Origin of the sequence: Nonomuraea deserti, assembly GCF_004348685.1 — a bacterium.
GTDB classification, from domain to species: domain Bacteria; phylum Actinomycetota; class Actinomycetes; order Streptosporangiales; family Streptosporangiaceae; genus Nonomuraea; species Nonomuraea deserti.
Genome location: NZ_SMKO01000004.1, coordinates 98,572 through 116,932, shown reverse-complemented (window position 1 = coordinate 116,932; position 18,361 = coordinate 98,572). Strand labels below are relative to the sequence as shown.

Below are 18,361 nucleotides of genomic sequence, written 5' to 3'. Positions count from 1 at the left end.
GTCGCGGCCTTGCCGCGATGAGACATGAGCCGGTCGCATGACGGGTGAGCAGCGTGGACTGCGACGCGCCCTGATCGCGTTGTGCGTCACCCAGATCACCGGATGGGGCGTGCTGTACTACGCCTTCCCGGTGATGGTGAGCACGGTGAGCGCCGACACCGGCTGGTCGGCAGCCGCCTCGATGGGCGCCTTCTCCCTCGGCGCCGTCGTGTCGGCCGTGGCCGGGATCGTCGTCGGGCGGCTCATCGACGTCCGCGGGCCCCGGCAGGTCATGACGGCCGGATCGGTGGTGGGCGTCGTGTCCGTACTGGCGATCGCGGCGGCTCCGAGCCTGCCGGCCTTCTACGCCGCTTGGGCTCTGGCGGGCGTGGCCCAGGCGGTGGTGCTCTACCCTCCGGCGTTCGCGGCGCTGACCTCGTGGTACGGCCCGCATCGGTTGCGGGCACTGACCACGCTGACCCTGGTGGGGGGTCTGGCCAGCACGGTGTTCGCCCCGTTGACGGCGTACCTGCTGGACTTCATGAACTGGCGTGGCGTTTTCCTCCTGCTCGCCGTGCTCTTGGGAGCCGTCACCATTCCGCTGCACGCGCTGGCACTGACGCCGCCCTGGCCCGGAGCAAGCCGCGTCGCGCACCGGCAGGACCCCCACCCGGCGACCGTTGCGCGCAGCCGGGCCTTCATCATGCTCACCGCGGCCATGTCGGCGGCCGCGCTGGGTATGTTCGCGGCCACGGTCAACCTCGTGCCACTCCTGACATGGCGGGGGATGGACACCCATCTGGCCGCCATCACCCTCGGTCTGTGCGGCGCGGGACAACTGCTCGGGAGGCTGGCCTACGGGGCCCTGTCGGCCCGCGTCGAACCACGGCCGCGTACGGTCGGACTGCTCGCCACCGCTGCCGTGTCCGTGCTCGCGCTCGGGCTCCTTCCCGGCCCCACGGCGCTGCTGATCGTGGTCTCAGTGCTAGCGGGGGCGATCCGCGGACTGTTCACCCTTCTGCAGGCCACTGCGGTGGCCGACAGGTGGGGAACCCGGGCGTTCGGCCGCATCAACGGTGTGTTCACCGCACCCGTCACCGCTGCGACCGCGCTGGCGCCGGGAGCGGGAGCGTTGCTGACCGAGGTGATGGGCGGCTACGTCGCCTCCTATGGCGTCCTCGCCGGCCTCGTACTGCTCGGAACGCTGGCTGCGGGCATGGCCGGGACGGGCCGCCTCCCGGCCGCCGGCTCCGACATCGAGCGCAGCTGCGCCAGTTGATCCTCGGAGAACATCTGGGTCGATATCGACCGCCCCGCACACCGCCATCGGTCTCAGCGCGTGTTCGAATTCCAGATCGAGAACGCCGCCTGGGACGACTCCACCTTCGCCATCTACGATGCCGACACAGGTTCATCGTGCGCCAAGGCTACGTAGGCACGGGCAACTTCAGGAGCGGTACGGTCGACGGGCTTTACGGCCGTTACTATCCGCACGTCTACAACAGCTCTATCGACACCATCGGCAGCATCTGGAACGAACAGCGCAACGGGCAGGGGTACGGGCCGCCTGGCACGTACCCCTGCCTCCGGGTGCCTGCGGCGTCAGGGCCCTTTCGTGGCAGCCTCTGGAGGCATCGGCCTGGCTCCGGCTTGGAGACGATGGCTCCGCCGTCAGAGCGGCTTGTTCCGCAGGGGGCAGATTACGTAGCGCTGTGACCGGTTTGCGCATGCCGGTGTGCTGTGGGGTGGTGCGGGGGAGAGTCTTTGCAGGTCACCGTGTAGCGTGGCGAGGAGAAGGGTGCGGATTGTCTATCTGCCGGGTGATCGCGGTGCCTCTGTCCGTCCAGGTCGCGCAGCGCCGGAATGGTCTCGTGCTGACCCTGAACGGCGAGCTGGACCTCTACACGGCTCCCCGCCTGCTGGCAGCGGTCGACGATGCGCTCGCCGCAGGATCGCCGGTCAACCTGCTCGTGGACGCGGGCGCTTTGACGTTCTGCGACTCGCATGGGCTCGAAGCGCTGCTGGAGGCACAGGGCAAGGTCGCCAGGGCGGGCGGGAACATGGAACTGGGACATGTGAACGGCAGACTCCGCCGTGTACTGGACCTGTCGGGCCTGAGCCGCGCCTTCACCATCGTGTAGCGCGTCGGGACGGAGCTGGGCTCGATCACTTCGCCGTGCGCTGAGAGGCCGCGATCCCGGTGAGGATGCGGCGCAAGCCGTGCGAGAACTGTTCGGCCGGGCTCAGGTCGGCGGACCGGGTCAGGCGCGTGACCTGGGGATATGCGCCGCTCTCAACGATCTTGCGCATGTAGGGGGCGACGTCGGCGCGCCACTCGTCCTCGGTCTGACCGGTGCGCCGCCGGGTCTCCTTCTCGGCGAGTTCGCGCATGACCGCGCCGCGCACGTAGTCCCTGATCAGCCCGACGACCGAGCCCGCCTCGGCGATGTCGGAGGTCAGCGGGGCGGCCGCGGTGAGGGCGTGCTCCAGGCCGCGCAGCCAGTTGGGGCCGAGCGACGGTCGGGTCGCCAGCAGCGGGGCGAGCCAGGTGTGCCGCAGCCACAGCTCGCGCTCGTGGTGGGCGTAGGCCTCGAGGTCGGCGCGCCAGTCTCCCGTCAGCGGCGCGTGGTCGTCCTGCACCGCGTCGGCCATGAGGTCGAGCAGGTCGTCGCGGCTGTCCACGTAGCGGTAGAGCGAGGTCGTACCGGTCGACAGCTCGGCGGCGACGCGGCGCATCGACAGCGCGTCGAGCCCCTCGGCGTCGGCGATGGCGACGGAGGCGTCCACGATGCGCTCCACGCTGAGTGCCTGCCTTTTCGGCCGGTACGGCTCGCGCTCCCAGATAAGCGGCATGGACACGAGTCTACAGAAGTGGATACAGTGTTCCCATGCAAGGGCACACTGTATCCACGGATGTTCTGATCGCCGGCGGCGGATCCGTCGGGCTGATGCTCGCGGTGCTGCTGCGCCACCACGGCGTCAAGCCCCTCGTCGTCGAGGAGAAGCCGGAACTGTCGCACCACCCCAGGGCCAACGGCATCGGGCTGCGGTCGGTGGAGATCCTGCGCGAGGTCGGCCTGGAAGAAGCGGTCAACGAGGCCGCGGTCGACCTGCGCGCGGGGAAGATCAGGGGGCGCACCCTCGCCGAGGCCGACTTCACCGAAGGCGTGGCGTGGAAGACGAGAGGCGCGGCCGAGCTCACCTACACACCGGCCCGCATCCGCGGCACCTGCGCACAGAACCGGTTCGACCGCGTGCTGATCACCAAGGCGGGGGACGTGGAGTTCGGCGTGGCGCTCGACTCGTTCGAGCAGGACGCCGACGGCGTCACGGCGACCCTGTCCGACGGGCGTGTCGTGCGGGCGCGCTATCTGGTGGCGGCCGACGGCGTGCGCAGCCTGGTCCGGCAGATCCTCGGCATCGGCCTCACCGGTCCCGGTGCGATCGGTCAGGAGACGACGAGCGTCCTGTTCGGCGCGGAGCTGCGTCCGCGCAAGCCGTTCGCCATGTGCGACATCGAGCATCCGGACGCCACCGGCCTGCTGGTGACCGTCGACGGCGAACGCGAGTGGGTCTTCCTCACCCCCCTCGACACGGAGCCGACTCCGGAGCTCATCCGCACCGCGCTCGGCGATCCGTCGATCGAGGTGGAGATCCGCAGCGTGCTGACGTTCCGGGGGCGCGGCCAGGTGGCCGACCGGCTCTCCGTCGGGCGGGTCTTCCTGGTGGGCGACGCGGCGCACGCCATACCCCCGCTGGGCGCGTTCGGCCTGAACACCGGGATCGCCGACGCGCACAACCTGGCATGGAAGCTCGCGTACGTGCTGCGCGGTGAGGCAGGGCCCGAGCTGCTGGAGACCTACCACGCGGAGCGCCATCCGGTGGCCCTCATGACGATGGAGCAGGCGCGCCTGCGGTTCAACGATCCGTCCCTGCACTGGGGGAAGGACATGGCGGAAGCGCGCAAGGCAGCGGGGGCGATCAACGCGCCGGTGGTGCACATGGGCTACCGGTACGGCGGCGCGGAGCTCCCCTCCACCGAGGACGTCGCCCTCGACCTCGACGGGTCGCCGGGATCCCGCCTGCCGCACATGTGGGTGGCCGACGGGGTGTCCACGCTGGATCTCGTCGGATCGCGGTGGTGCGTGCTCACGGCCGATCCCGGCGTGGAGGCCGACGTTCCGGTGCACGTCGTGGACGGCTGGCCGTACGGGACGGTGCTGGTCCGCCCTGACGGTTTCGTGAGCCGTTCGTACGGCTAGCGCGCCGCCCCTGGACAGGTGGCCGCGGAGGGCCGCCGACGGCGAGCATGTCGGAGATGTCGTTGGCATACGGTATGCGTGGCTCCTGCCCCTCGGGATGAGTTCGGGCACCACTTCTGGATCTTGCTGTGGGTTACGGTCGGCTCGTAGGGTCGTGCCACGATGGTTGATGGTGGTGGCTCCGGCGAACTCGTCGAGATCTTGCGTTCCTTTGGGAGGGGGCAGGTCTGCACGGGCGTGGTGAGCTTGATCAGGCAGTTCGGCGTGTTCGTGGATCTCGGCGGCGTTGACGGCATGGTGAACATGACCGAGCTGTCCTGGCGGCGGTTCGATGATCCGTCCGAGGTCGTGCAGGCCGGTCAGGAGATCGTGGTCATGGTCTTGGACGTGGATCTCGAGGGTGAGCGCATGTCGTTGTCATTGAAGGCGCTGCAGGAGGATCCTCTGGTCGAGGTGGCTCGGACGCGTCTGGGCGAGGTGCTGAGGGCGCCGGTGACGAAGGTGATCCCGTTCGGTGCTTTCGTCGAGGTGGCGGATGGGGTCGAGGGACTGGTCCAGGTCTCGGAGTTCGCCGATGGACGGCTGCCGGCCGAGGGCCAGGAGCTGTCGGTTCGGATTGCCGATCCTGGGGCGTCACCGGATCCGGCTTGAGCTCGCCTGAGCGGGCGTAGAGGCTCGCGGCGGGTCAGGCTTCGGCACGGGCTCGGGTTCGAGCCCGCGCTCCTCCAACCAGGCGACGACGGAACGGACGAAGCCGTCGACGTGCGACAGGGGTTTGCCGGCGAACACCGCGTGGAGGTGCCCGACCCCGACCGCGTCGTTCCAGGCCCAGGCGCGCCGGTAGGTTTCCTCGTCGGTGGCCGCGCGCAGGACGTCCCAGCCGTGCCAGGTCGCGACGAGTGCCCCGTCGATCGCGGGGTCGGACAGGATCGCCATGTCCCAGTCGAGGACGCCGGTCAGCTTGCCGTCCTGGCCGAAGTGGACGTTGCCGGCGCCGAGGTCGCCGTGGACGAGCCTGGCCGGGACCTCCTCGAGCGCCAGCATCGTGTCCAGCCGCTGCCGCACTCCGTCACGCCACTGCGCCGGCAGGCACGGAATGATCTCGTCGCTCAGAATGTCGGCCCATCCCAAGCCATCGGCGTACCGGCGCGGCGTGTGGAGAACGGCCTGGAGCTCCGGCGAGATGTCAACCTCGCGCAGTGCCTCCAAGAGCAGGCCGAACGCCGCCGGGTCCCCGATGCCTTCGGGTAACGACTCGCCGTCGATCCACGAAACCGCGACGGCCGCGCGTTCCCCGAACGTGGTCACCGCAGTCAGCGGCTCCGGCACGGCGAAAGGCAGGCCGGCCGCCGCAACGGCTCGAAGGATCTCGACCCGGCGCGGCAACTCGGCGGCGGCACTGGGGCGCCTGCTGATACGCACCGCGGCGACGCAGGGGAACAGCACGACGTGGTGCATATTTCCTGACTCGGCGAGGCGTGTGGAGCCAAGAGGCGCGTCGGGGACAAGTGCCTCAGCGATCTCCAGCAGGTCGGCGGGGACTGGTCGAGGCATCCCGCCATTCTGCCGGACGATCGCGGGGCGAAGACCCTGGACCGCCCGAAACCATCGGACAGCGCCGACGGCCGCGGAACGATCCAGCGGCAGGTGCTCTTCGACCAGCCACCGGGATGCTGCTGGGCAGCCGCGACATTCAGCTCGAACCGGGCCCGGACAGCGAGAAGTGGCAGGTCCCCGGCAGGATGCTGAACTCCTGGTCGATCGTGGACTCGGGCTGGACCGGGACCAAGCCTGACCTTCCCGGGTAGCCAGGCCGGGAGCGCGTCGTCGGAGCTCCGGGATTCGAGCCGTGAAGGATCCATTGGACGTTCCTCTCCCCATGCTGCTACGCCCTCGGCGGCGCGAGCACGCGCCAGAGACCCCATACGGCCAGCAGGGACGCCGCGCCCGCCGCGCCGACGACCAGGCCGGGCGCTGACACCTCGCCCAACGCCCCGCCGCCGGCCGCGAACAGCCCCTGCAACGTCATGGTCCCTGTCAGCGCCAGCCCGAAGGCCTGGCCTCGGTTCGCCTCCGGCACCGCCTTGAGGAAGCGCCGGGCCAGCCCCAGCTGGTACGCGACCCCGGACCCGGACACGGCGAGCAGCAGCGCCGCGGCGACCGGCCCGGGCGAGAGCACGAACCCGAGCAGCGGCGCGCCGAGCAGCAGCGCCAGCGGCCCGGCCAGCCGTTCCCTTCGTTCCGGGGTGACCAGCCGGCCGATCACGAGGTCGCCGGTGAGCATGCCGAGCGCCACCGCGGTGAACAGCAGCCCGGCCGCGTCCGGCACGCCGATCTGGACGGCGTACGGGACGAGCACGCCCTCGGCGCCGACCACGAGCGCGGGCGGCAGCCACTGGGCCAGCAGCAGCGAACGGACCGCCGGCCGGCGCAGCAGTTCGCGATTGACGCGCCAGGTCTCGCGTACCGCGTACCCTGCGGCCGTGCCGCGGCCCGGCCGCTCGGCCAGCCGCAGGCGCAGCAGCGCGGCGGACAGCAGGCAGCTCGCCACGGTGATCCAGAGCGCGCCGTACGGGCCGAGCGCCGCGATCAGTATCCCGCCCACGGCGAAGCCGAGCACCTGCGTGCCGCCGGCGGCCATGGAGAACACGGCCCGGCCGAGCACGTACCGGTCGCCGTCGAGCAGTTCGGGCAGCAGCGCGCTGCGCGCCGCGGAGGCGACCGCGCTGGGGATGCCGGTGACGAACACCAGCATCAGCATCGCGGTGGGGGACAGCAGCCCGGCGGCGAGCACGGCGGCGACCGCGGCGCGGACCAGGTCGTAGCCGACCATCACGGCCCGCGGCGGCCACCGGTCGGCGTACGCCAGCAGCAGCGTGCCGCCGAGGGCGTAGGGCAGGAAGCCGGCGACGTAGGCCAGCGCGGCCAGCAGGGGCGAGCCGGTGCCCGCGTAGACGGTCACCGAGAGCGCGAGCATCTTCACCGTCTCGCCGCCGAGGAAGAGCGTGTAGCCGGTGAACAGCACGCGGAACTGGCGTACCGCGAACACCTCGCGGTAGGTGGCCGTCGCCGGTGCGGCCTGGAGTGTCGTCATGCGGGCCAGTCTCGGGGCGCTGCAGGCGGAGGCGTTAAGCTTTCGTGTGGAGGCGAAAGATGCTTGCCATCAAGGTAGGGCCGGTCGACGTGGCGCACACCCGCTACGCGATCTCGCCGCTGGGTGAGGCGATGAACGCGCTGCGGGTCGCGGCGGGCAAGCAGCCGGCCGGGCCCCTGCGGCCCTGGGTGGAGCGCATCGCGCCGCGGTACGCGCGGCTGCTCCGCGAGACGCCGGCGGTCGGGGCGCTGACAACGCTGTTCCGCCGCGGCGGCTACAACGCCGACTTCATCCATCCTCCGCCTTCTGGCCCGGGCGGCGACTTCGCCGTCGAACTCGCCGCGGTGCGGGCGACCCCGCCCCGCCAGGTTCGCGCGGAGATCGCCCGCAACCTGGTCGGGCTGCGCACGCCGCCGCGCCACGTCCAGCGGATTCTGGCCGCCCCGGACGTGCTCACCCGGCTTTCGGACGCGATCGAGGCGACCTGGCACGCGCTGGTCGAGCCCGACTGGCCGCGGCTGCGTACGGTGCTGGAGCGCGACCTGGTGCTCCGCGCCGGGCACCTCGCCATGTACGGCTGGGCCGCGGCGCTGTCCGACCTGGATCCGCGGGTGGGCTGGCGCTCCGAGGGAGCCGACGGTGTGATCGAGGTACGCACCGGCCCCCGGAACGCGTGGGAACGGCACCGGCTGGGCGGCAAGGGACTGCTGCTGATGCCGACCGTCTTCGGCACCCTCATCAGCTACGTCGAGCCGCCCTGGCCGTACGCCCTGGTGTATCCGGCGCGTGGCGTCGCGGACCTGCTCGGGCCGCCGCCCCCGCAGGGTGGTGCGGCGGCGCTGGCGCGGCTGGTCGGTCCGCACCGCGCGCAGGTGCTGCGGGCGCTCGCGGCGCCGGCGACGACCACGCAGTTGGTCCGCCAGCTGGGTCTCAGTCTGGGCGCGGTCGGCGGCCACCTGGCCGTGCTGCGCGAATCCGGCCTGGTCACGCGGACGCGGACCGGCCGATCCGTGCACTACGAGCGCACCCCGCTGGGCGAGAGCCTGGCCCGCGACTGAGCGCGGCCACCGGTGGCGGGCGGGCTGGATCCCACCCGCCCCATGAGTGCTGATGCGAAACACCGAGAGCACAGGTGCCGAGATCGCCGGCGATGCGGGGTGCTCGCCCGCTCTCCGTCCTCGGGCCGATCGGCTACGTTTGCCAGATAACCGGGAAACGAAGGTCTCAGCTACCGTCGCCCTCCGGTCGAGGATTCGGTCAGGACGCATTGGCCGGAGCCGACGCAAGCTCCATCCTGGCGAGGTTCTGGCCGAGGCACTGGTGCGGGCCGAAGCCGAAGGCGATGTGGTGGCGGGCCCCGCGCTCACCCTCGCCATGATCAGGGTACTCCTGCGCGCCCTGCCGACCCAGGGCGCGTGTCCCTCATGGCGGTCTGCTGATCTTGTAACCGCGTCATAGCCCGGGATCGGCTCCTGGAGCCGCGACCCCCTCGGGTGCGTCCCCACGGCTTGACGACGGACAACACCGTAGCGAGGAACAGGACGACCAGCATCACGACCGACCCCACGAGCAAGCCGGGCTCCAAAGGGCCGATGTCGGCCCCCGGGTCGGCCAGGGTCGCCGCGAGCGCGGCCTTCACTCCCTGGGCGGTGTACGCATACCCGAAGATCATCGCCAGGACGGTGAGCACCAGTTTGGTGACGACCCACCAGTGGCGCAGGACGCGCCACTTGGTGTACAGCGCCAGCACCAACCCAGTGACCAGGGCCCCTAGGCTCCCGGGAATCATGATCGCTGTGTCGCTGATGTGCAGCAGGTCGTAGGCCGCGGGCCGCAGCGGCTTTCCCGTGCGGCTCAGCGCCACGGCGCCCATGACAAGCATGGCGTAGCTGCCGCCAAGCCAGCCCACCGAAAGGCTCACGTGCAGCACCAGCCACACCCTGCGCCCGGTGGGCTTCATCGGCCAGGTGAGCGATCGTCTTGGTGTGGCGCGAACCGGCTTCACGAGGTGCCCTCCGTTGCGGTAGACGACGATGTCTCCAGCACACAGGTGACCGGCAGGTGGGCGAATCACGGCAGGTACGACATTTCTTGGTATAGGTGGCTGTCATGGCACCAGCGGAAAAAGGTTCTAAGCTCCGGCGGTGTGGAGAGCATGCACCCGCGAGAGGCGCTAAGGTCTCGTCCGTCCAGGCTCCTGGTCTCCTCCGCGCCCTTGCGCGCCTGGGCGTACGCGACGACCGGCGCCCTGCTCGGCGGCTGCACCATGGCGGTGGTGCTGATATTCGTCCTGGTGGGTGCGACACTGGCGCCTCTTGTCATCGGGTTCGTCCCGTTGACGGCGGCCGGACTGGCGGGGATCCCGGTCGGCGCCATCGAACGCCGGCGGCTGCGGTTGCTCGGTTTGCCGGCACACCCCAGCCCGCACAGGATCCTGCGCCGAACGGGACCCGTGGCCTGGGCGGGCACCAGGCTCCGCGAGAACGCCTCCTGGCGCGAGTTCGGCTACACCATGGCGCTGATCACCGGACTGTGGTTGCTCGACTACGTCGTCGCGGCCGTCCCGCTCGTCTGTCTCGCCTGCCTCGCCGCGCCAGTTGTCCACCTGGTGTCCGGCCCGGTGGACGTCCTCGGCTCCCACCTGGCAACGCCGGCGGACTCGCTCCTGGTGGCGGGATTTGCTGGGCTCGGACTGGTCGCCGCGGCCTATCTGGCCGTCGCGGTCGCGAGCATGCGCGTCTCGATCGTCCAGGCGCTGCTCGCGGCTCCCCCATACGAGGTCCCCGACATGGAGACGGTCGGCTCCAGCGGGCGGCTGCTCGACGCGTTCGACGCCGAACGGCGACGCATCGAGCGTGATCTGCACGACGGCACCCAGCAGCGGCTCGTCGCGCTCGGCGTGATGCTGGACATGGCGCGGATGAACGTGGAAGAGCCCGAGCTGCGCAGCCTGCTGTCCCGCGCCCATCGAGAGACCATCACGACGCTGGAAGAGCTGCGCGAGCTCGTCCGCGGCATCCATCCGCGTGTGCTGACCGAGCGCGGCCTCCCCGAAGCCGTCTCCGAGCTGGCAAGAGCCCATCCCATGAGGATCCGGGTGAAGATTAACGTACCGGGCAGGCTTGTGCCCAGCGTGGAGAGCACCGCGTATTTCATGGTGAGCGAGGCTCTGGCGAACGTCGCCAAACACGCCGAAGCCAGCGACTGCTGGGTCAGTGGCTGGATCGTACGTGACATGCTGATCTTGGAAGTGGGCGACAGCGGCAGGGGCGGCCTTGACTCGCGGACGGACGGAGGCGTTCAGGGCATGGCAGACCGGGTGGCCGCGGTGGGCGGCCAAGTGAAGTTCACCAGCCCCGGCGGCGGGCCGACCATCCTGCGCGCCGAGATCCCCTGCCTGCCGCAGACGGCGACGGCATGAGAGTCGTGCTGGCCGAGGACTCCGGCCTGCTACGAGAAAGCCTGGTCAATCTCCTTACTCACTTCGACCATCAGGTGGTGGCCACTGCGGCCACCGCCGGTGAGCTCCGCACCGCGACCGCGGTCTTTCGGCCTGACATCGTCGTCACCGACGTACGCATGCCTCCCGACCACACCGACGACGGTCTGCGGGCCGCGATCGCGCTGCGCCGCGATCGCCCTTCGCTGCCGGTGCTGGTCCTCAGCCAATACGTCGACAGCGCCGCACTTTCCGAGCTGCTGCGCAGCGGCGATGCCGGCACCGGCTACCTGCTCAAGGACCGGGTGGCCGACGGCGCCCAGTTCGTGGCGACCATGCGGGAGGTGGGTGGCGGCGCAACGGTGATTGACCCGGACGTGGTGCGGCGGCTGCTCAATCGCCGGGACGACCCGATGCTGCGGCTCAGCGCCCGCGAGCTCGAGGTGCTGGCCCTGATGGCGGAGGGCCGGTCCAACGCCGCCATCGGCAGGGAACTCGTCATCTCCGAGGTGACCGTCTCCAAGCACATCGGCAGCATCTTCACCAAGCTGGACCTGCCCGCCGACGAGATCAGTCACCGAAGGGTCCTGGCGGTCCTCAGCTACCTGCGCGGCTGATCACTCCGGGCGACTGCGCCGGTCGGCCCCGCCGCGGCGGCCCGGGTCGTCGCCCGGAGGCGGGCCACCGCCCCCGCCGAGGTGCGGAGCACCACGGGCGGCCACGGAGCCTTCACGACGGAGACCAGCATCCCGGTTCCACGAACCGGATAGCGTGGAGCCCGGCTCCCGTCGCGAACGGCAGGCATCGTGCCCCTGGACGATCCACGCCCGCCAGGACCTGCGGGACCCGGGGAAGCCGCATCGCAACCAAAGAGGCCACCAGCGGCTCCGAGCACGGCCGGGGGAACAGCAGGCGAGTCAGGAGTACCGGTGTGACGACCGAGCACAGGCCGTGCCAGGGCAGGATGTACAGCGCCCAGGGGATCCGCAGCCGGGCCACGACGCCCGAGGTCCCGTACGCGTAGGAAGCGTTGCAGGTGCAGGGCGGTAACGGGAGGTTGGGATGATGGCAGTCGAGGCGGCTTCCGGCAGGCGCCGCGTGGCCGCGTTGGGATGGGACTACCTGCTGATCGTTGGCTGGCTGGCGCTGCTGGCCGGGTCGTATCTGCTGGGGTTGCGACCGCTGGGCTGGTTGGCGGGCGCGCCTCTGATCGTGGCCGACCTGGCGATCACTGGGCTCACCGTGTTGCCCGTGTGGGTCTATCTGCTGGTGACCGAGGCCGGCACGGCGCAGGCTACGTGGGGAAAGCGGCGCGCGGGGCTGATCCTCACCGCCGCCGGCGGCGGCCGGGCGGGGCTCGTCCGGGTGATGGCCCGTAACGCCGTGAAACTGCTGCCGTGGGAGCTCGCTCACCTTGCCGTGCTGCGCTTGTGGACAGGAAAGGGCGACTCTGCGGTCGTGGTGCCCTCGCTGGTGCTCTGCTATGGACTGGTCGGTGTCACTGTGGCGCTGGTGCTGTCGCGCGGCGATCGGGCGGCGCTGCACGACCTCGTGGCGGGTACTCGCGTGGTCACCGGTAGTCGCGCAGCCGACAGTTGAGGGCGAGTGATGGCCGACCAGATGATTGGTTCCATGGGGTCGGGATCGGTGGTCGTAAGCGGTGAGTGAGCGGCCGGTCTGCGAGGTGCTGCCCGCGGCGACCGCGTTCGCCCGGCGCCTGGCCGCCGGCGCGCCGCTCGCCGTGCGCTACACCAAGATGGCCGTCAACCGGCTGCTCAAAGACGCGATGGCCGGGGCGATCGAGCAGGGCCTCGCCCACGAGTTGCTGACGTTCACGAGTGAGGACATGGTCGAGGCGCTCACCGCCGCACGCGACGGCCGGACGCCCACCTTCCACGGCAGGTAACCCCGCGGCAGTCCTCAGAGGGCCCGTCCAGGCAGCTCTCCAGAGCCGTACGGAGATGTTCGCTCGCTTCACCCCGACGGAGCGGGAAGGCCGGATGCGAGCTGCACCTCCGCTGGTTTCCACGGACGTGCCTTCTTCGAGCTGGACGGTTTTCCCCCGGTCCGTTCTCCACGAGGACGCCGTGGCCGGCCAGGCTCTGAGCTTGGCGCGGACGTTGTGGATGGTGTTGCGTCGCCATGGGAAGCCCTCCGCCGACAGGCCGTCGGCCTGATCCGCGCCGGGTTGTGTCGCGTCAGCGGTTGTCGTGCACGAGGGGGAGGAACACCTGGTCGATGATTCGACGAGGACGTTGGGAAGGACGGAGTTCGCCCCGTTGAGCGCATATTCGTTGCGCAGCAGGTCAACGGCGACGGTGGCCACGCGCGGCGTCAACGCCTCGGTGCCGATCTCGCCTCGCGCCGCAGCCCGGCTCAGGATGGTCGGCCACGGCGAGACCCCGGCTCGCGTGACCTGCTCGCGGATCTCGTGCAGCAGCTCCGGCTCGTTCCGCACACTGGACAACAGTTCGCGCACGACCTTCCCCACCGGGGACGTCATCCGGTCGTTGGCGCGGTTGAGCAGCGCAAGTCAGTGAGTCGGACCAGCGGTGGCGGTGTGCAGGCGACCAAGACGACCCGGCGGCGCGGTGCCGCTCTCGAACAGGCGATCTTGCAAGCGGGCCGCCGCCGAAAGCCCGCCGCGGCCGGATTACACCGGGCCCCGGAGCACCGGACCGCCTGCCACCATCCGCACCACCTCCGGGAACGTCACTCCAGCCGGGCCGCTGCCTCCAGCGGCTCGGACGAGCGGAGGAAGCGCAGGTCCTCCATGACCAGGGCGGCGTCGGTGGCGCCGCCGCGGCGGAGGGCCGGGGCCAGCGCGTCCAGGTCGGACCAGCGGGACGGGCGGAGGTGGACGCGGTAGCCGTCTCCGGCGGGCTCCAGGGTGAGGGCTTCGCCGATGGCGAGCCCGCTCTCCGGGAGGTGGGCCGCGGTCGCTCCGGCGGCCCGTTCCAGGGCGGCGACCGAGGTGACCCCGGCGGCGATGGGCAGCGTCGTGTCCGGGACGGTGACGTGTTCGTGCAGGTCACGCAGGCGGGCGGCGGCGGTCGTCCGGGCGGGGTGGTCCTCGGGCAGGCGGTCGGCCAGGAGCCTCGCAGCGCGGGCGATGTGACCCAGCGGCGGTACGGACGGACGCTCCCCGAGCAGGGCGATCAGCGCCTCCAGAGCGTCCTCGGCGCCGGAGGCGAGGGTGACCCACTCCTTGGTGGCGAGCGGGGTGAGCCTCGGGTGGCGTTCCGTCCAGTACGCGACCGCCCGGTCCAGGTCGGGGCCCGTACGCCAGAGGTCTGCGGGGTCGTCGGGCATGAGCAGTTCGACGACTTCGACGGCCTCGCCGGTGGTGGTGAGCGCCTCCAGGGAGAGCGCGGCGACGCGCAGTTCGGCCTCGGTCAGGTGGAGTTCCCGGGCGCGGGCGGCGTCGTTCTTGCCGAAGGCGGCGACGCGGCCCCGCGCCCAGCCGTCCGGCCAGGAGAGCGTGCGGGCCGAGGTGGACAGCAGGATCAGGCACTGGGCCGGTGACAGGCCGGTGGCCTCGGAGAACGCCTGTACGGTCGCCTCCCGGTCCACGGGCGGCGGGCCGTTCTCGGCGAGCAGGTCGAGCGCGCGCCGGAGCCGCTCCGGGTCGCCCCAGCCGCGGCAGGTCCGCAGCTCGACGACGCGGTTGCGGGTGAACAGGAGCGGGTCGGGGCCGTCCGGGGTGTGGAGGAGCGCCGTGACCGCGGAGCCGTGCCCCACCTGCTCGTGGTCGGCGACGGCGGCGGCCGCGATGGGGCCGCGGCCCGAGTGGATCTGCCCGAGTTCGTACTCCGGGCGCAGCCGGGCGACGTGCCAGGTGCCGTCGGTGCGGAGAAGCGCGGGGACGGCGGCCAGTTCCGGAAGTCGCGCGCGCCCGCCGCCCCACGCGGCCTCCATGACGGCGGCGCCGAGCCGGCCCAGCGTGTTCTCGACCCCCTTGACGGCGGAGGCGTCGAACAGCGCGATCTTCTTGTCGTACGGCACATCGACGGCGGCGCGGGTGAAGTGGACGATCCTCTCGTACACGTTCTCGGGCCCCGGATCGTCCGGCACGGGGGCCTTCCCGGACGGGACGGCGGGAGCCGCGGACGCGGGCGCCGGGCACAGGTGCGGCGGCGGGGTCAGCGCCAGGCGTTCCAGCAGGGCGAATGCGCGTTCGCGGCATTCGACGGCCGTCCACACCAGGAACGTGACGCCCTTCCGGAGCGACTCGTCGGTGATCTCCGGCAGCAGCGGGCGGAGCCGTCCCGCCAGCTCGTCGCGGGCGGCGTCCTTCTTCAGGTAGTCGTACTCGGGGTCCAGCGCCCGCATGAGGCGGGCGCCGAGCGCGGCGTCCGCGACGTCGATCAGGGCCTGCGCCTTCTTCTCGTCGACGGCGCGCAGCGCCGCGGAGCCCTCGGGGTCGCGCGGCCGCATCGCCGACCACCAGCCGGGCGGCGCGACCAGGCGGGTCCCGGACGCGTAGCGGTGGTGTTCGACCGTGCTGATGTTCTCGGCGCCGTGGTGCTCGGGCACCCTGCCCCAGCCGCGGACGTAGCGGCCGATGGTTCGCCCGGCCGGGTCCCGCAGCTCGATGATCCGCCCCCGGCCGCGCCACACGGTGGCCTCGGCGCCACCGGGGAAGGCGACCCGTTCGCCGTCGGCCGGTACGACGCGGCGGGCGGCCGGGTGCGCGCCCCCGTGCGGGCAGTGCGGGCCGCCGTGGTCCAGTACGGTCACCCGGCCGTTCACGGCGATCAGGCAGCGGTCGTAGAGGTCGCGCGCCTCGGTCCGCTCGTGGGACCTGCTGGAGACGTACTCGTACGTGCCGAAGCCGTGGGGCGGACCGACTCGATCCGGTGTGACGACGCTGGCGCGGAACTGGTGCTCCCAGAGCCGGCCGGACTCGATCAGGAGCAGGTCGGCGCCACTCTCTTCCAGGTAGTTGGTGATGGTGTCGACGTGGCCGGGGACGAAGGCGGGCAACTCCAGCTCGTCGAGGACGCCGCCGCTCAGCGTGGCGGCGAGGGCGCGGGCCGGGTCGGTCCCGGTCGCGATCGCCCGGACGCTGTCCAGGAGGGGGCCGGGGACCCCGGCGATGGTGAACCGTCCGGCGTCGCACAGGGCGGCGTGCGCGTCCGGAAGCCCTTGACGGGGGACCCGCTCGGCATGCTCGGCCAGGATGGCGGCGACGATCCGCGCCGTTCCCGGTGTCGCGGTCAGGGCCCGTACGGTCTCGGGGGCGGTCTGCTTCGGGACGGCGGGCTCGGTGACGTTGAGCTGGTTGGTCACGTTGCCCACGATCGCGGCGCGCAGCAGCGGAGCCCAGTCCGGGTCGGCGGCGACGGCGGCCAGGTCGGTGCCCGCTCCGGAGGCGAGCCGGTCGTACAGCTTGAACGTGTGCAGCAGCCGGGGCCGCGCGAGCGGGACGCCGCGGTCCAGGAGGAGGTCGAGGAGCGGGAGGTCGGCGGCGGTCTCCTCCCAGCGGTTGACCTCGTCCTCGTCCGCTCCCAGGACCGCCTCGTGGTCGTCGCAGGTGAGGCCCTCCGCGCGCAGCCGCGTACCGGCGTCGTGCAGGAGGTCGCCGAGACCGGCGACGGGGAGTGCGAGCCCCGCGTACCGCTTCAGGAAACGGCCGAGCCAGCCCTTCGCCGCCGCCCCCGCCAGCCCGGGAGACGTGGTGAACGGGGCGGTCAGGCCCGCGCCCGCGAGGTTGCCGAGCAGGAGCGACACTGCCGCGCTCTTCGCCTTGGAGGTGTCCTTGGCGGGCAGCGGCAGGATGCCGAGGAGCGCGCGGCCGATGCCCGCGTCCGCCCGTGCCATCGGGCCGAGCAACGGAAGGACGAACTTCCACAGGGCCTGCGGTGCCGACTCCATGCAGCCGCTGGCCAGCAGGGCCCGTACGGCGCGTTCGTCCTCGGGTCCGCCGAGCGCGTGCCCGGCGGCCTTCGCCAGCGCCGCCCAGCCGTCGGCCAGGGCCAGCGCGCCGTCCGCGCCGTCCGGGACTTCCTCGCACCACTCGGTGAGCAGGGCGCGGTGCCAGCGGTACGCGCCGGGGGCGGGGTGGCGGGCGGCGAGCCGCTTGCCGTGCTTCTTGAGCGTGGCCGGCCCGGCGGCGTCCGGTCCTGCGGCGAGGTGCGCCGCGACGAGCGCGGCCTCGTCGACCGGCAGCGCGTGCGCGTCCTCGGCGGCGCGGGCCTTCTCGAAGAAGGCGGCGGCGAAGCGGGCGCTGCCCGCGGCGGCCATGATCCGCGCGCACTCCTCGTAGAACGGCGGCAGCAGCTCGGGCGCGTGCGTCTCCAGGTCGTCGCCGGTACGGGTGAGCGCGGTGCGCGCGAGGCCGGGCTTGCGGGCTGCCAGGCCGCGGGCGGCCCGCAGGTCGGTGTGCGCGGCGAGGATGCGGGCGCGGTGCGCCGGATATTGGCGCAGGGCGGACGCGAGGAAGCCGAGCGGTCCCGCGTGCATGGCGCCGACGCGGGTCTCCGCCACCGGGTCCAGGTCGTAGAGCGACTTCTCGGCCTTGTCGCCGTCGACGGCCGCGCGCCGGACGAGCTCGACGACCGGCTCGTCCAGGACGGAGTGCTCGTAGCGGACGGCGACGCACGTGTCCTCGCCGGAGCCGGCGGGCGGGCCCGGCAGCACCGCCCCGGCGCGCAGCAACACCTCGCGCGTCGGCCCGGTGATGCCGGAGGGCGCCACGGTGCCGGGCTCGCCCTGGTGGGCGTCGCAGTAGTGGGAGTACGCCTCGGCGGCCTCCATCACCGGCTCCGTCTCGTCCACGGTGCGGTCCGCGTGCAGAGCCATGAGAATGCGGACGCCCTCGGACCAGGCGATGTCGCCGATCTCCCGGCCGCCCGCGGTGAAGCTCAGCCACGCCATGTAGGCCGGGCTCATCGGCCCGCTCCAGTCAAGGTCGATCTCGATGCCGAGCGGCTCGGGCGCGTGCACGGTGAACCGCGCCCTGTCGCCTCTGATGCGCCCGCCCAGCTCGTGCACGCGGCGCTCGAAGGCGGCGCCGCTCTCGTAGCGGGCGTCCAGGTAGCTGAAGGTGTCGACCACGCCGAACGTACGGTCCATGCTCGCGGGACGTGTCCACACCTCGCGGCGTACCTGCTCGACGACCTGCGTGAGGTGCCGTGCCCGCCAGATGGGCAGCTCGTCGCCGAGCAGCAGCGGGTGCGGGATCGCGAAGGCGTCCGCGGCCGTCCACGCGCCCTCGCGCAGGAGCGCGCAGCGGCCGAGGTCGGGCGCGCCGTCGACGATCGGGGCGATGACCAGGTCGGTGAGCGTCTCGCGCCACACCGGGTCGTCCCACACGGCCGCGAACACCGCGGCCGGGACGGGCAGCGACCGCACCATCCAGGACTCGACCTGGTCGTGCACCGCCCGCGCGCGCTCGCCGAGCCGGTCGCGGAGGGCGGCGAGCCGTACCGCGATCGGATCCTTCCTGACGTTGGCGGGCACCTTGGCCAGCACGCTGCCCGCGGCCGTCCGGCAGGCGAGCACCGGCCGCCGCGTCCCCTCGACGGTGAGCTCGTGGCCCGTCGCGATCCCGATCCATCCCATGGTGCCATTCTTGATCATCCC

Annotated in this window: 16 protein-coding genes and 1 pseudogene; 9 read left to right on the top strand and 8 right to left on the bottom strand. The window is 71.8% G+C overall.

Annotation, left to right across the window (positions count from 1 at the left end; all coding sequences use genetic code 11):
- The first annotated feature begins 37 nt into the window (after window positions 1–37).
- Window positions 38–1,258, top strand: a complete 1,221-nt coding sequence (locus E1292_RS03165; protein WP_132591774.1) for an MFS transporter — start codon at window positions 38–40, stop codon at window positions 1,256–1,258.
- 550 nt (window positions 1,259–1,808) lie between these two features.
- Window positions 1,809–2,120, top strand: coding sequence for an STAS domain-containing protein (locus E1292_RS50810; RefSeq protein WP_165974341.1), 312 nt, complete (start codon window positions 1,809–1,811; stop codon window positions 2,118–2,120).
- 25 nt (window positions 2,121–2,145) lie between these two features.
- Here E1292_RS50810 and E1292_RS03155 read toward each other — a convergent pair whose 3' ends face one another.
- Window positions 2,146–2,832, bottom strand: a complete 687-nt coding sequence (locus E1292_RS03155; RefSeq protein ID WP_132591770.1) for a TetR/AcrR family transcriptional regulator — start codon at window positions 2,830–2,832, stop codon at window positions 2,146–2,148.
- A 35-nt stretch (window positions 2,833–2,867) separates the two neighbouring features.
- Here E1292_RS03155 and E1292_RS03150 point away from each other — a divergent pair, with 35 nt between their 5' ends.
- Complete coding sequence (locus E1292_RS03150; RefSeq protein WP_132591768.1) at window positions 2,868–4,241, top strand: FAD-dependent monooxygenase; 1,374 nt, start codon at window positions 2,868–2,870, stop codon at window positions 4,239–4,241.
- A 162-nt stretch (window positions 4,242–4,403) separates the two neighbouring features.
- Entirely contained in the window at window positions 4,404–4,892 is a 489-nt protein-coding gene (locus E1292_RS03145) for a S1 RNA-binding domain-containing protein (RefSeq protein WP_132591766.1), read from the top strand.
- Here E1292_RS03145 and E1292_RS03140 read toward each other — a convergent pair.
- Together E1292_RS03140 and E1292_RS03135 are read right to left on the bottom strand one after the other, a co-directional pair.
- On the bottom strand, window positions 4,875–5,795 hold the full coding sequence (locus E1292_RS03140; RefSeq protein ID WP_132591764.1) for an aminoglycoside phosphotransferase family protein: 921 nt from the start codon (window positions 5,793–5,795) through the stop codon (window positions 4,875–4,877). The genes E1292_RS03145 and E1292_RS03140 overlap by 18 nt on opposite strands.
- A 331-nt stretch (window positions 5,796–6,126) precedes the next feature.
- The gene (locus tag E1292_RS03135; protein WP_132591762.1) at window positions 6,127–7,335 is read right to left on the bottom strand and encodes an MFS transporter; all 1,209 of its coding nucleotides are present in this window, start codon (window positions 7,333–7,335) and stop codon (window positions 6,127–6,129) included.
- A gap of 59 nt (window positions 7,336–7,394) precedes the next feature.
- Between E1292_RS03135 and E1292_RS03130 the strand changes: the two genes are divergently transcribed.
- Window positions 7,395–8,393: an ArsR/SmtB family transcription factor gene (locus tag E1292_RS03130; RefSeq protein WP_132591760.1), complete on the top strand. Its 999-nt coding sequence runs from the start codon at window positions 7,395–7,397 to the stop codon at window positions 8,391–8,393.
- Window positions 8,394–8,592: 199 nt separating this feature from the next.
- Here E1292_RS03130 and E1292_RS54775 read toward each other — a convergent pair whose 3' ends face one another.
- Both E1292_RS54775 and E1292_RS03120 read right to left on the bottom strand, forming a co-directional pair.
- Window positions 8,593–8,745, bottom strand: a complete 153-nt coding sequence (locus E1292_RS54775) for a cytochrome P450 (protein WP_281284000.1) — start codon at window positions 8,743–8,745, stop codon at window positions 8,593–8,595.
- On the bottom strand, window positions 8,714–9,340 hold the full coding sequence (locus tag E1292_RS03120) for a hypothetical protein (protein WP_132591758.1): 627 nt from the start codon (window positions 9,338–9,340) through the stop codon (window positions 8,714–8,716). Before E1292_RS03120 ends, E1292_RS54775 begins: the two co-directional genes overlap by 32 nt.
- Window positions 9,341–9,550: 210 nt before the next feature.
- On the opposite strand from E1292_RS03120, the gene E1292_RS03115 reads away from it, so the two are divergent.
- Both E1292_RS03115 and E1292_RS03110 read left to right on the top strand, forming a co-directional pair.
- Complete coding sequence (locus tag E1292_RS03115) at window positions 9,551–10,756, top strand: sensor histidine kinase (protein ID WP_165974340.1); 1,206 nt, start codon at window positions 9,551–9,553, stop codon at window positions 10,754–10,756.
- Window positions 10,753–11,391 carry a response regulator transcription factor gene (locus E1292_RS03110; protein WP_132591754.1) on the top strand — a complete coding sequence of 213 codons (639 nt, stop codon included), beginning with the start codon at window positions 10,753–10,755 and terminating at the stop codon, window positions 11,389–11,391. The genes E1292_RS03115 and E1292_RS03110 overlap by 4 nt, the downstream gene beginning before the upstream one ends.
- A gap of 112 nt (window positions 11,392–11,503) precedes the next feature.
- Here the strand turns inward: E1292_RS03110 and E1292_RS56310 are convergent, their stop codons facing one another.
- Window positions 11,504–11,737, bottom strand: coding sequence for a hypothetical protein (locus tag E1292_RS56310; protein ID WP_500690519.1), 234 nt, complete (start codon window positions 11,735–11,737; stop codon window positions 11,504–11,506).
- 99 nt (window positions 11,738–11,836) lie between these two features.
- Here E1292_RS56310 and E1292_RS03105 point away from each other — a divergent pair, with 99 nt between their 5' ends.
- The gene (locus E1292_RS03105) at window positions 11,837–12,373 is read left to right on the top strand and encodes an RDD family protein (RefSeq protein ID WP_132591752.1); all 537 of its coding nucleotides are present in this window, start codon (window positions 11,837–11,839) and stop codon (window positions 12,371–12,373) included.
- 61 nt (window positions 12,374–12,434) lie between these two features.
- Window positions 12,435–12,680 (top strand): Clp protease/crotonase-like domain-containing protein, encoded by a 246-nt coding sequence (locus E1292_RS53410; RefSeq protein WP_246089888.1) that lies wholly within the window; start codon window positions 12,435–12,437, stop codon window positions 12,678–12,680.
- Between the two features lie 378 nt (window positions 12,681–13,058).
- Here E1292_RS53410 and E1292_RS55645 read toward each other — a convergent pair.
- A pseudogene (locus tag E1292_RS55645) lies at window positions 13,059–13,301 on the bottom strand (TetR-like C-terminal domain-containing protein); the annotation flags it as partial.
- A gap of 185 nt (window positions 13,302–13,486) precedes the next feature.
- Window positions 13,487–18,358, bottom strand: a complete 4,872-nt coding sequence (locus tag E1292_RS03095; protein ID WP_132591748.1) for a DUF4132 domain-containing protein — start codon at window positions 18,356–18,358, stop codon at window positions 13,487–13,489.
- Window positions 18,359–18,361: the final 3 nt, after the last annotated feature.

Coding starts and splice junctions, on each gene's coding strand:
- E1292_RS03165 (WP_132591774.1), top strand. CDS start 38: ATGACGGGTGAGCAGCGTGGACTGCGACGCGCCCTGATCGCGTTGTGC.
- E1292_RS03155 (WP_132591770.1), bottom strand. CDS start 2,832: ATGCCGCTTATCTGGGAGCGCGAGCCGTACCGGCCGAAAAGGCAGGCA.
- E1292_RS03150 (WP_132591768.1), top strand. CDS start 2,868: ATGCAAGGGCACACTGTATCCACGGATGTTCTGATCGCCGGCGGCGGA.
- E1292_RS03145 (WP_132591766.1), top strand. CDS start 4,404: ATGGTTGATGGTGGTGGCTCCGGCGAACTCGTCGAGATCTTGCGTTCC.
- E1292_RS03140 (WP_132591764.1), bottom strand. CDS start 5,795: ATGCCTCGACCAGTCCCCGCCGACCTGCTGGAGATCGCTGAGGCACTT.
- E1292_RS03135 (WP_132591762.1), bottom strand. CDS start 7,335: ATGACGACACTCCAGGCCGCACCGGCGACGGCCACCTACCGCGAGGTG.
- E1292_RS03130 (WP_132591760.1), top strand. CDS start 7,395: ATGCTTGCCATCAAGGTAGGGCCGGTCGACGTGGCGCACACCCGCTAC.
- E1292_RS03110 (WP_132591754.1), top strand. CDS start 10,753: ATGAGAGTCGTGCTGGCCGAGGACTCCGGCCTGCTACGAGAAAGCCTG.
- E1292_RS03105 (WP_132591752.1), top strand. CDS start 11,837: ATGATGGCAGTCGAGGCGGCTTCCGGCAGGCGCCGCGTGGCCGCGTTG.
- E1292_RS03095 (WP_132591748.1), bottom strand. CDS start 18,358: ATGATCAAGAATGGCACCATGGGATGGATCGGGATCGCGACGGGCCAC.